The sequence below is a fragment of the Nonomuraea sp. NPDC048826 genome (assembly GCF_043198225.1).
In the GTDB taxonomy this organism is placed as follows: Bacteria; Actinomycetota; Actinomycetes; order Streptosporangiales; family Streptosporangiaceae; genus Nonomuraea.
On record NZ_JBICUQ010000002.1, the window covers coordinates 285,656 to 297,416 of the forward strand.

Consider the following 11,761-nt stretch of genomic DNA (forward strand, 5'->3'; position numbering starts at 1 on the left):
GTAGGAGGAATGATGGCGCGCTGGATCGCCGAGTGGCATCCCGACGACGCGGCCTTCTGGCAGACCACCGGCCGGAAGGTCGCCCGGCGCAACCTGGTCTTCTCGATTGTGGCCGAGCACCTCGGGTTCACCGTCTGGACGTTGTGGAGCATCGTGGCCGCCCGGATGGGCGCCTACGCGTTCACCACGGACCAGCTCTTCTGGCTCGTCGCCCTGCCCAACCTGATCGGGTCGGTGCTGCGGGTGCCGTACACGTTCGGGCCGGCACGGTTCGGCGGGCGCAACTTCACCGTCGTCAGCGCGCTGCTGCTGATCGTGCCCGCCGTCCTGCTCGGGTTCGCGGTGAGCGACCCCGGCACGCCGTACTGGATGTTCCTGGTGATCGCCGCCACGGCCGGGGTGGGCGGCGGCAACTTCGCCTCCAGCATGGCCAACATCACCTACTTCTACCCCCGGAACAAGCAGGGCGTCGCGCTCGGCCTGAACGCAGCCGGCGGCAACATCGGCGTCAGCTCGGTGCAGCTGGTCATGCCGCTGGTGATCGGCGCGTTCGGGCTGGCCGCCGCCGGGTGGTTCTGGCTGCCGCTCATCGTGGTGGCCGCCGCCTGCGCCTGGTTCTTCATGGACAACCTCACCAGCGCCAAGGCCAGCCCGCGCGAGCAGCTCGCGGTGGCCGGCAAGGCCCAGACGTGGGTGATGTCGTTCCTGTACGTGGGCACGTTCGGCTCGTTCATCGGCTACTCGACCGCCTTCCCGCTGCTGAGCACGAGCCTGTTCCCGGACGCGTCGTGGGCCGCGGTGGCGTTCGTGGGGCCGCTGATCGGGTCGCTGATCCGGCCGGTGGGCGGGTGGCTGGCCGACCGGCTCGGCGGGGCCCCGGTCACGTTGTGGAACTTCGCGGCCATGGGCGGCGGCGTGCTGCTCGTCTGGGCGGCTGCCGGATCGGGCAGCTTCTGGCTGTTCTTCCTCGCCTTCCAGACGCTGTTCCTGACCTCCGGCATCGGCAACGGCTCCACCTACCGGATGATCCCGGCGATCTTCCAGGCCAAGGCGGTGGCGGAGAAGGGCGACGACGAGGCGGCGCTGCTGCACGGCAAGCGGCAGGCGTCCGCGGCCATCGGCATCATCTCCGCCGTCGGCGCGCTCGGCGGCTTCCTCATCAACCGGGCGTTCGGCATGTCGTTCGCCGCCACCGGCAGCCCGGCGGTCGCGTTCCTCGCCTTCGGCGTCTTCTACGCGAGCTGCGCCGCCCTCACCTGGTGGTGCTACCTGCGCACCGTCGGCGTGTCGCGGGTGGCCAGCCTCGCCTACGCGCGGGTCTGATCCGTGGACGCGCCGGTGAAGACCCACTGCCCGTACTGCGCGCTGCAGTGCGGGATGGCGATCAGCGTCTCCGGGCGGGAGATCACCATCACCCCGCGGACCGACGTCCCGGCCAACGCGGCCGGAGCGCTGTGCCAGAAGGGCTGGACCGCCGCCGAGCTGCTCACCAACGGCACCCGCCTGACCAGCCCGCTCCTGCACGGACGGCCGGTGGCCTGGGACGTGGCGCTCGACCACGTCGCCGACCGGCTGTCCGCCATCAGGCGCGAACACGGCCCCGACGGCGTGGCCGTGTTCGGCGGGGGCGGGCTCACCAACGAGAAGGCCTACCTGCTCGGCAAGTTCGCCAGGGTCGCGCTCGGCACGAGCCAGATCGACTACAACGGCCGGTTCTGCATGTCGTCGGCCGCCGCCGCCTCGATCAGGGCGTTCGGCATGGACCGCGGCATGCCGTTCCCGGTCACCGACCTGGCGGGGGCGGACGTGGTGCTGCTGGCCGGCGGCAACCCGGCCGAGACCATGCCGCCGTTCGTCCGCCACCTGGACGGGCCCCGGCTCATCGTCGTCGACCCGCGCCGCACCGCCACCGCCAAGCTCGCCTGGCTGCACCTGCGGCCCGCGCCCGGCACCGACCTGGCGCTCGCCCTCGGCCTGCTGCACCTGGCCGTGGCCGAGGACCTGGTGGACGTCGCGTACGTCGAGGAGCGCACCAGCGGGTTCGACGCGGTGCGCACCTCGCTCGCCGCCTGGTGGCCGGAGCGGGTCGAGCGGATCACCGGCGTGCCGGTGCAGCGCATGCGCGAGGCCGTGCGGGCGCTGGCGTACGCGAAGAGCGCGTACGTGCTCACCGGGCGCGGCGCCGAGCAGCACGCCCAGGGCACCGACACGGTCACCGCGTTCGTCAACCTGGCGCTCGCGCTCGGCCTGCCCGGCAGGGCCGGTTCCGGGTACGGGTGCCTCACCGGGCAGGGCAACGGCCAGGGCGGCAGGGAGCACGGGCAGAAGGCCGACCAGCTCCCCGGCTACCGCAAGATCGACGACCCGGCGGCCCGCGAGCACGTGGCGGGCGTGTGGGGCGTCGACCCGGCCGGCCTGCCGGGGCCGGGACGGTCGGCGTTCGAGCTGCTGGACGCGCTCGGCACGCCCGCCGGGCCGAAGGCGATGCTGCTGTTCGGCTCCAACCCGGTCGTGTCGGCGCCCGACTCCGGCCGGGTCGCCGAGCGGATCCGCTCGCTCGACCTGCTCGTCGTCTGCGACGTGGTCATGTCGGAGACGGCGGCGCTGGCCGACGTGGTGTTCCCGGTCACGCAGTGGGCCGAGGAGACCGGCACGATGACCAACCTGGAGGGCCGGGTGCTGCTGCGGCGGCAGGCGGTGGAGCCGCCGCCGGACGTGCGGAGCGACCTGGAGGTGATCGCCGGGCTGGCCCGCCGGCTCGGCCACGACTTCGCCGACGAGCCGGGCAAGGTGTTCGAGGAGCTGCGCCGGGCCAGCGCGGGCGGCCCGGCGGACTACGCGGGCATCACCTACGACCGCATCACGGACTCCGCCGGACCCGGTGTGTTCTGGCCGTGCCCGGAGCCGGAGCACCCCGGCACGCCGCGGCCGTTCCTCGACGCCTTCCCGACCCCCGACGGCCGCGCCAGGTTCGTGCCCGTCGAGCACCGGGGCCCGGCCGAGGAGATCGACGACGACTATCCCCTCTACCTCACGACGGGTCGCGTGCTCGCGCACTACCAGAGCGGCGCGCAGACCCGCAGGATCGCCCCGCTCGCCGATGCCGTGCCCGAACCGTACGTGGAGCTCCACCCCGATCTGGCCGGGCGGCTGGACATCGAGGCGGGGGACCGGGTGCGGGTCACCAGCAGGCGCGGCGAGGGACAGGGCGTGGCCAGGATCAGCGACGCGATCAGGAGCGACACCGTGTTCATGCCGTTTCACTGGGAGGGGGCGAACCGGCTCACCAACCCGGCTCTCGACCCCACGTCCCGGATGCCGGAGTTCAAGGTCTGCGCCGTGCGGGTGGAGCGGGTCGCATGAGACTCGTCGTGGTCGGCAACGGGATGGCCGGCGCGCGCCTGGTCAGCGAGGTACGGGCGCGTGACCCGCGGATGACGATCACCGTGTTCGGCGCGGAGGAGGGCCGGCCCTACAACCGGGTGCTGCTGTCGAACGTCCTGGCCGGCAAGGCCAGGCCCGACCAGCTGGGCCTGCACGACCTTTCCTGGTACGACACGCACCGGGTGGAGGCGGTGCTCGGCGGCGCGGTCGCCTGGATCGACCGCGAGTCGCGCGCGGTGCACACCGCCGACGGCCGCCGCGAACCGTACGACCTGCTCGTGCTGGCCACCGGCAGCGAGGCGATCGTGCCGCCCCTGCCCGGGGTCGAGCGCGCCATCCCGTTCCGGACCCTCGACGACTGCGACCGCATCGTCAAGGCCGCCGCGGACAGCCGCCGCGCGGTGGTCGTCGGCGGCGGGCTGCTCGGCATCGAGGCCGCCCGCGGCCTGGCCGGGCGGGGCCTGCCCGTGACGCTGCTGCACCTGGCCGGCCACCTGATGGAACGCCAGCTCGACCCCGAGGCGGGCCTGCTGCTGGGCGAGACGCTCGCCGGGCTGGGCGTCGAGACGCGGACCGGCGTCAGCGCCGCCGCCGTCGAGGAGCCGGGCGTCCGGCTGGCGGACGGCGAGCTGGTCGAGGGCGACCTGGTGGTGCTCGCCTGCGGTGTCCGCCCGCTCACCGGGCTGGCCGCCGAGGCGGGGCTGGAGGTGCGGCGGGGCATCGTCGTGGACGACGAGATGCGCACCGACGACCCGTCCGTCTTCGCCATCGGCGAGTGCGCCGAGCACGACGGCACGGTGTACGGGCTGGTGGCGCCCGCCTGGGAGCAGGCGGCCGTGGCCGCCGACGTGATCACCGGCGGCAAGGCCCGCTACCGCGGCTCCCGGCTGGTCACCCGGCTCAAGGCGAGCAGCGTCGAGCTGGCCGCGATGGGCGAGACGCACCTCACCGACGAGCACGCCGAGGTGGTGCGCTTCAGCCACCGGGCCCAGGGCACCTACCGCAAGCTCGTCATCCGCGGCGACCGGCTGGTCGGCGCGATCCTGCTGGGCGACACCGACGTCGTCGGCACACTCACCCAGCTCTACGACCGGGGTGGGCCGGTGCCGGGCGACCGGGCCGGGCTGCTGTTCCCCGGCCTGGCGTCCACGGCGAAGGCGGAGAGCCCGACGCTGATGCCCGACGCGGCCAAGGTGTGCCACTGCAACAACGTGACCAAGGGACAGATCAGGGCGTGCTGGGAGGCGGGCGCCAGGGACGTGGCGGGCGTGGCGGCCGCCACCAGGGCCACGACGGGCTGCGGCACCTGCCGCGACGCCGTGGCCGGCATCGTCGGCTGGTTGTGCGAACAGGAAGGGGTCTCGGCATGAGGAAGATCGTCGTGGCCGGGTACGGCCCGGCCGCCCACCGGCTCGTGGAGGCCCTGCTGGAGCGGGGGTTCGACGGCACGATCACGGTCATCGGGGAGGAGCCCAGGCCCGCCTACGACCGGGTGGCGCTCACCTCCTACCTGGACGGCGTCTCGGCCGAGGAGCTGTCCTACCCGGTGCCGCCCGGGGTGGTGACCAGGCTGAACAGCCGCGTCACCGGCATCGACCGGCAGGCCCGCCGGGTGGAGGTCGAGGGCGGCGAGCCGGAGCCGTACGACGTGCTGGTGCTCGCCACCGGGTCCAGGCCGTTCGTGCCGCCGGTGCCGGGGGCGGAGCACGCGCACGTCTACCGCACCATCGACGACCTGGACGAGATCAGGATGGCGGCCAAGGAGGCCACCGACGGGGTGGTGATCGGCGGCGGGCTGCTCGGCCTGGAGGCCGCCGACGCGCTGCGCGGGCTCGGGCTGCGCACCCACATCGTGGAGATGAGCCCGTGGCTGATGCCCCGCCAGGTCGACGAGGGCGGCGGCGCGGTGCTCAGGAACCACATCGAGGGGCTCGGGCTGAGCGTGCACGCCGGCTCGGGCGTACAGGAGATCGTCACCGACGGCAGGGGGCGCGTCGCCGGGCTGCGCAAGCCGGACGGCACGCTCATCGAGGCCCAGGTCGTGGTGTTCTCCGCGGGGATCAGGCCGCGCGACGAGCTGGCCAGGGAGGCCGGGCTGGCGGTCGGGGAGCGCGGCGGCGTCGTCGTCGACTCGGCCATGCGCACCTCCGACCCGCACGTCTACGCCATCGGCGAGTGCGCCGCGTACGAGGGCATGGTGTACGGGCTCGTCGGGCCGTGCTTCACCATGGCCGAGGTCGCCGCCGAGCGGATCACGGGCGGCGGCGCGGCGTTCGACGGCGCCGACATGTCCACCAAGCTCAAGCTGCTCGGCGTCGAGGTGGCCCAGTTCGGCGCCATGGACGGGGCGCTCGACGTCACCTACATGGACCCGGTCGGCGGCGTCTACAAGCGGCTGTTCATCAGCGACGACGCCCGCACGCTGCTCGGCGGCATCTGCGTCGGCGACGCCTCCCCGTACGGCACGCTCCGCTCCTACGTCGGCAAGCCGCTGCCCGCGGCCCCGGCCGACCTGCTGTTCACCGGCGGCGGGATCCAGCTCGACCTGCCCGACGACGCGCAGGTGTGCTCCTGCAACAACGTCAGCGCCGGCGCCGTGCGCGCCGCGATCACCGGCCAGGGCTGCACCGACGTGGCCGGCCTCAAGGCGTGCACCCGCGCCGGCGCCACCTGCGGCAGCTGCGTGCCGATGCTCAAGCAGCTGCTGGAGAAGGCCGGCGTGGACACCGGCAAGGGCCTGTGCGAGCACTTCACGTACTCCAGGGCGGAGCTGTTCGACATCGTCCGGGTGCGCGGCATCAGCACGTTCTCCCAGCTCATCGCCGAGCACGGGGAAGGACGCGGCTGCGACGTGTGCAAGCCGGCCGTGGCCTCCATCCTCGCCTCGCTGCACAACGGGCACGTGCTGGAGGGCGAGAACGCCGCCCTGCAGGACACCAACGACCACTTCCTCGCCAACATCCAGAAGAACGGCACGTACTCGGTCGTGCCGCGCATCCCCGGCGGTGAGATCACGCCCGACAAGCTCATCGTGATCGGCGAGGTGGCCCGCGACTTCGGCCTCTACACGAAGATCACCGGTGGGCAGCGGATCGACCTGTTCGGCGCCCGGGTCGACCAGCTTCCGCAGATCTGGCGGCGGCTCGTCGACGCCGGGTTCGAGTCCGGGCACGCCTACGGCAAGGCGCTGCGCACGGTGAAGTCGTGCGTCGGCTCGACCTGGTGCCGGTACGGGGTGCAGGACTCGGTCGGCATGGCCATCGCGCTGGAGCTGCGCTACCGGGGGCTGCGCTCGCCGCACAAGCTGAAGTCGGCCGTCTCCGGCTGCGCCCGCGAGTGCGCCGAGGCCCGGTCCAAGGACTTCGGCGTCATCGCCACCGAGCAGGGCTGGAACCTGTACGTGGGCGGCAACGGCGGGTTCAAGCCCCGCCACGCCGACCTGCTCGCCTCCGACCTGTCCACGGAGGAGCTGATCAGGACCATCGACCGGTTCCTGATGTTCTACATCCGCACCGCCGACCGGCTGCAGCGCACGGCCGCGTGGGTGGAGTCGCTCGACGGCGGCCTCGACTACCTCCGCTCGGTGATCATCGACGACGCGCTCGGCATCTGCGCCGACCTGGACGCGCACATGGAGCGGCACGTCGCCACCTACGCCGACGAGTGGCGGGCCACGCTGGAGGACCCGGACAAGCTCGGCCGGTTCGTCAGCTTCGTCAACGCGCCCGGGATCCCGGACCCGTCCATCGTGTTCGAAACCGAAAGAGACCAGATCAAGCCGGTGGTGATGTCATGAGCTGGGTGAACGTCTGCGGCTACGACGTGCTGCTGCCCGAGCGCGGCGTGTGCGCGCTGGTGGACGGCGAGCAGGTCGCGCTGTTCCGGACCTACGACGGCACGGTGCACGCGCTGGGCAACCGCGACCCGTTCAGCGGGGCGTACGTGCTCTCGCGCGGGATCGTCGGCACCAGGAAGGGCGAGCCGACCGTCGCCTCGCCGCTGCACAAGCAGGTGTTCTCGCTCGTCACCGGGCACTGCCTGGACGAGCCGGCGGTGGCCGTGCCCGTCTACCGGGCGCGGGTCGACGGCGGGACCGTGCGGGTGTCCGTGAACGTTTGATCACCGGGCTTCCGGGCAGCTCACAGGCCTGATGCGTCTACCAGTTGCCCGCGGCCCGATCACGGCCCACCTGTTCTCCCTGCTCGCCGGAGCGCCCGGCGAGCGGGTGTCCCTGCCCGCGCCCGGCAGCGCCTCGCTGCACGACGACGACCTGCAACTCGCCCTCTTCACCTGCTACGAGCTCCACTACCGGGGGTTCGAGGAGGTGGACGAGCGCTGGGAGTGGGATCCGGGGCTGCTGCGGGCGCGCGCCGAGCTGGAAGGCCACTTCGAGGCCGCGCTGGCCGAGGCCGTGCCGAGGCCCCTGCCGGTGCCGCCGGCGCGGGTGCGCGGCGCGCTCGTCGCGCTCTGCGGCGACGGCGACGGGCCGTTCTCACGGCACCTGCGCCGCTCGGCCACGCTGGAGCAGTTCCGCGAGTTCGTCGTGCACCGCTCGATCTACCACCTCAAGGAGGCCGACCCGCACTCCTGGGGCATCCCGCGCCTGCACGGCCGCGCCAAGGCGGCGCTGGTCGAGATCCAGGCCGACGAGTACGGCGGCGGGCGGGCCGAGCGGATGCACTCCGAGCTGTTCCGCGCCACCATGCGCGGTCTCGGGCTCGACGACTCCTACGGCGGCTACCTGGACCGGGTGCCGGGCATCACGCTCGCCGTCTCCAACGTGATGTCGCTGTTCGGGCTGCACCGGCGTCATCGCGGCGCGCTCGCCGGCCACCTGGCCGCGCTGGAGATGACCTCCTCGCTGCCCAACCGCCGCTACGCCGCCGGGCTGCGGCGGCTCGGCGGCGACGCGACCGCCGCCCGCTTCTACGACGAGCACGTCCAGGCCGACGCCGTGCACGAGCAGATCGCCGCCCATGACCTGTGCGCCGGTCTCGCCGCCGCCGAGCCCGCGCTGGCCGGCGACATCCTGTACGGGGCCGCGTGCGCGCTCGCCGTGGACCGGATCTGGGCCGGGCACGTGATGGAGCACTGGGAACGCGGCGAGCCCTCCCTGGAGGCGGCCGGCCAACTGGTCACCTGATGGACGCTGACCTCGACTACGTGCTGCCGCTGCGCTGGGAGGACGACGCCGGGCTGGACGAGCTGACCGCCTACCTGTCATGGCTGTCGCGGCGGGCCCGGGTGATCGTGGTGGACGGCAGCCCGGCCGTGGTGTTCGCGCGGCACGCGCGCCGCTGGCGGGGGCTCGCCGTGCACGTGCCGCCCGATCCGGGGCTGCGGTACGCCAACGGGAAGGTCAACGGGGTCGTCACCGGGCTCCGGCTGGCCACGGCGGACCGGGTGGTGATCGCCGACGACGACGTCCGCTACGACGACGCGGGGCTGGCCGGGATGCGCCGGCTGCTGGACGGGCACGACCTGGTGCGGCCGCAGAACCACTTCCGCCCGCTGCCCTGGCACGCCCGCTGGGACACCGCACGCACCCTGCTCAACCGGGCGTTCGGCGCCGACTACCCCGGCACCCTCGGGGTCCGGCGCGCGTGCGTCGCGGACGGCTACGACGGCTACGACGGGGACGTGCTGTTCGAGAACCTGGAGCTGATCCGCACCGTGCGGGCCAGGGGAGGGCGGGTGGTGAGCGCGCCCGGCCTGTACGTGCGGCGGCTGCCGTGCACGGCGGAGCGGTTCTGGTCGCAGCGGGTCCGGCAGGCGTACGACGACCTGGCCCAGCCCGCCCGGCTGGCGCTGTCCCTGTCGGTGCTGCCCGCCGTGGCGGCGGCGGTGGCGCGCCGGGCCTACCGGCCGCTGCTGGCCGGCGCCGGGCTGGCCGTCCTGGTCGCCGAGGCGGGACGGCGCCGGGCCGGCGGGCGCGCGGTGTTCCCGGCCGGGGCCTCGCTGTTCGCGCCGGTGTGGATCCTGGAGCGGGGCGTGTGCGGCTGGCTCGCGCTGGGCGCCGCGGTCACCGGCGGGGTCCCGTACGCGGGCCGCCGCCTGCGCCGTGCCGCGCATTCCACCCGCTGGCTCCGCCGCCACGGGCCGGCGCGGTCATCCGGCGCCGGCGGCGCCGTTGCCGTTCCCGGGGCCGCCGGGGCGGCTCGGGGCGCGGAACCCGGCCGTCTTGTGTGAGCCGTCGCAGAAGGGCTTCTGCGCCGAGCGGCCGCACCGGCACAGGGCCACGGTCTCCCGTCCTGGCGGGATGCGCTCGCCGTCCTGGGTCGTCAGTTCGAACGGCCCACGCACCAGGAGGGGACCATCCTCACACAGGGTCACGGTGACAGACTCGTTCTTCTTGTGCCGCATCCGTCTCGTCTGCCCCGGCCGCGACGGTCTAACCAGGCAGGACCGGTGGGTTCATGTCAGGCGGGTACACGTGGGCGCCGGGGTGGCCCGCGGGGAGCACGCAGCGCCGCTCGGCGTCGACCGTGACACAGCGCTCGGCCTCCTCGCGCTGGGGCAGCGGGTCGGAACCCGTGGTCGGGGCTGTAGTTAGGTTCGCCTTAATCTCCGGCACTGAAGGGACGCTATAGGCGACACGCCGCCAAATAGGTATCGAGGTGGCAACGATCCCACCTCTGAACGATCTCGACAATTCGGGTGACATGGACTGTGAGGGTGGGGGACCGGCCGTGCACGGAGCGGTAAAGGACTCGTCCGGACTGGATCAAGCGCGCATTCGCGATTGATCAGCGCGGGAATCACTGCGGCCATGAGCAAGAAATACCTGTGCAGGGGCCTCCTGCTGGCCATGATCGTCCCGGCTCTCCTGACCGCCGGCTGCGCCGCCGGCGGCAGTGGGCAAGCGATGAAGGGCGCCGCGAGCCCGGCCTCGCCCACGGGCACCGACACCGGCATGCCCGACAGCCCGATGCCCGGTGACTCCGGCACGGCCTCCCCGACCGGCACCGAGGGCGCGAGCTCGCCCCGGGCGGTCGTGGAGCAGTTCTACGAGGCGCTCGAGTCGGGCGAGGCCGACAAGGCCGCCAAGATGTTCACCTCCGACGGTGTGGCGGCGGTGCAGGGCAAGGAGACGGCGGAGGGCACCCAGGCCCTGAGCGACGCCTTCGAGGGCATGCAGGTCAGCGGCACGCCGAACATCGAGGAGTCCGAGGCCATGGGCAAGGGCGCCTTCGTTTCGGCGACCGTCGACTCGAACCGCGGCTTCTTCCTGCTGTCCAAGGACGGCAACTCCTGGAAGATCGACCGCTTCATGAGCAACAGCTCGTCCTGAACCGGCTCCGGCGCCCGGCACGTCCGGGCGCCGGACCGCCCGCCTCTGCCCGCTTCCGTCCGCTTGGGGCGACGTACGGTGGGATGCATGCAAGATCTGTCGCGGTTCCAGCACCCCCGGTTCGCCCGCGCGTACGACAGGATGAGCCGGCAGGCCGAGGCGACCACCGGAGAGCTGCGCGCCCGGCTGCTGGCCGGGCTGAGCGGCCGCGTCCTGGAGGTCGGCGCGGGCAACGGGCTCAGCTTCCCGCACTACCCGTCCGGGGTGCGCGAGGTCGTCGCGGTCGAGCCCGACGACCTGCTGCGGGCCGCCGCGGAACGGGCCGCCGCGACCGCCCCGGTGCCGGTGCGGGTGGTGCCGGGCCACGCCGGCGCGCTGCCGGCCGAGGACGGGACGTTCGACGCGGCGGTGGCCTCGCTGGTGCTCTGCACCGTCCCCGACCAGGCCGCCGCGCTCGCCGAACTGCGCAGGGTGCTCAAACCCGGCGGCGAGCTGCGCTTCTTCGAGCACGTGCGCTCCGGCAGGCCCGTCCGGGGGCTGCTGCAGCAGCTGATCACCCCGGTGTGGTCGCTGGTGGCCGGCGGCTGCCACCCAGCCCGCGACACGGCGGCGGCCATCGCCGCCGCGGGTCTCACCATCGAGGAGCACGACCGGTTCGCGCACCAGCCGCTGCCCGGCTCGCCCCGGCTCACCCACATCCTCGGCCGGGCGCGCAGAGCTTGATCAGGGCGCGTCGGGCAGCCGCGGGCTGATCCGGCCCTGGTCGACCAGGGCCAGATAGACGGCGAAGGCGCCGTGGGTCCACATCTCGGCCTGGGCCGAGGTCATGGTGATCTCCTCGCCCTCGTGCGTGCGGATCACGTAGCCGTCGAGCGGCGCCCTCCGCCACGCGGCCAGCATCCCCTCGTGCACGAGCACGTCGAGCATCCCCGTCAGATATTCGCGTCCGGTGGCGAACACGGCGCGAGCCTCCTCGCATCTCGCCGGATCCCCCGCCTGCCCCTCAATTCTGCGTCGTATCGGGCCAGAGCGCAGCGCCCAGGAAGCGGGAACCTGCGGCCGCCGGCCGGTGTATCACCGCCGGAG

General features: G+C 73.3%; 11 protein-coding genes. 9 read left to right on the forward strand and 2 right to left on the reverse strand.

Features of this window, described 5'->3' with window-relative positions; translation table 11 throughout:
• The first annotated feature begins 9 nt into the window (after positions 1-9).
• The 7 genes from ACGFI7_RS07080 to ACGFI7_RS07110 are packed head-to-tail and all read left to right on the forward strand — an operon-like array spanning position 10 to position 9,573.
• On the forward strand, positions 10-1,323 hold the full coding sequence (locus ACGFI7_RS07080; RefSeq protein WP_393400230.1) for an MFS transporter: 1,314 nt from the start codon (positions 10-12) through the stop codon (positions 1,321-1,323).
• A 54-nt stretch (positions 1,324-1,377) separates the two neighbouring features.
• Positions 1,378-3,363: a molybdopterin oxidoreductase family protein gene (locus tag ACGFI7_RS07085; protein ID WP_393401872.1), complete on the forward strand. Its 1,986-nt coding sequence runs from the start codon at positions 1,378-1,380 to the stop codon at positions 3,361-3,363.
• Entirely contained in the window at positions 3,360-4,754 is a 1,395-nt protein-coding gene (locus tag ACGFI7_RS07090; protein WP_393400233.1) for an FAD-dependent oxidoreductase, read from the forward strand. Before ACGFI7_RS07085 ends, ACGFI7_RS07090 begins: the two co-directional genes overlap by 4 nt.
• Entirely contained in the window at positions 4,751-7,180 is a 2,430-nt protein-coding gene (nirB, locus tag ACGFI7_RS07095) for a nitrite reductase large subunit NirB (RefSeq protein ID WP_393400236.1), read from the forward strand. The genes ACGFI7_RS07090 and nirB overlap by 4 nt, the downstream gene beginning before the upstream one ends.
• Positions 7,177-7,503 carry a nitrite reductase small subunit NirD gene (nirD, locus tag ACGFI7_RS07100; RefSeq protein ID WP_393400239.1) on the forward strand — a complete coding sequence of 109 codons (327 nt, stop codon included), beginning with the start codon at positions 7,177-7,179 and terminating at the stop codon, positions 7,501-7,503. The genes nirB and nirD overlap by 4 nt, the downstream gene beginning before the upstream one ends.
• Positions 7,504-7,534: 31 nt before the next feature.
• Entirely contained in the window at positions 7,535-8,527 is a 993-nt protein-coding gene (locus tag ACGFI7_RS07105; protein ID WP_393400242.1) for an iron-containing redox enzyme family protein, read from the forward strand.
• Positions 8,527-9,573: a glycosyltransferase gene (locus ACGFI7_RS07110; protein ID WP_393400245.1), complete on the forward strand. Its 1,047-nt coding sequence runs from the start codon at positions 8,527-8,529 to the stop codon at positions 9,571-9,573. Before ACGFI7_RS07105 ends, ACGFI7_RS07110 begins: the two co-directional genes overlap by 1 nt.
• Here ACGFI7_RS07110 and ACGFI7_RS07115 read toward each other — a convergent pair.
• A complete protein-coding gene (locus ACGFI7_RS07115; protein WP_393400247.1) occupies positions 9,493-9,747 on the reverse strand; it encodes a CDGSH iron-sulfur domain-containing protein in 255 nt (84 codons plus the stop codon). The two genes, ACGFI7_RS07110 and ACGFI7_RS07115, sit on opposite strands and share 81 nt — an antisense overlap.
• Before the next feature lie 406 nt (positions 9,748-10,153).
• Between ACGFI7_RS07115 and ACGFI7_RS07120 the strand changes: the two genes are divergently transcribed.
• Together ACGFI7_RS07120 and ACGFI7_RS07125 are read left to right on the forward strand one after the other, a co-directional pair.
• Positions 10,154-10,675, forward strand: a complete 522-nt coding sequence (locus ACGFI7_RS07120) for a hypothetical protein (RefSeq protein ID WP_393400250.1) — start codon at positions 10,154-10,156, stop codon at positions 10,673-10,675.
• Positions 10,676-10,762: 87 nt separating this feature from the next.
• Positions 10,763-11,398 (forward strand): class I SAM-dependent methyltransferase, encoded by a 636-nt coding sequence (locus ACGFI7_RS07125; RefSeq protein ID WP_393400253.1) that lies wholly within the window; start codon positions 10,763-10,765, stop codon positions 11,396-11,398.
• Here ACGFI7_RS07125 and ACGFI7_RS07130 read toward each other — a convergent pair whose 3' ends face one another.
• Positions 11,399-11,635: a hypothetical protein gene (locus ACGFI7_RS07130; protein WP_393400255.1), complete on the reverse strand. Its 237-nt coding sequence runs from the start codon at positions 11,633-11,635 to the stop codon at positions 11,399-11,401. It abuts the gene before it with no gap.
• Positions 11,636-11,761 lie beyond the last annotated feature (126 nt).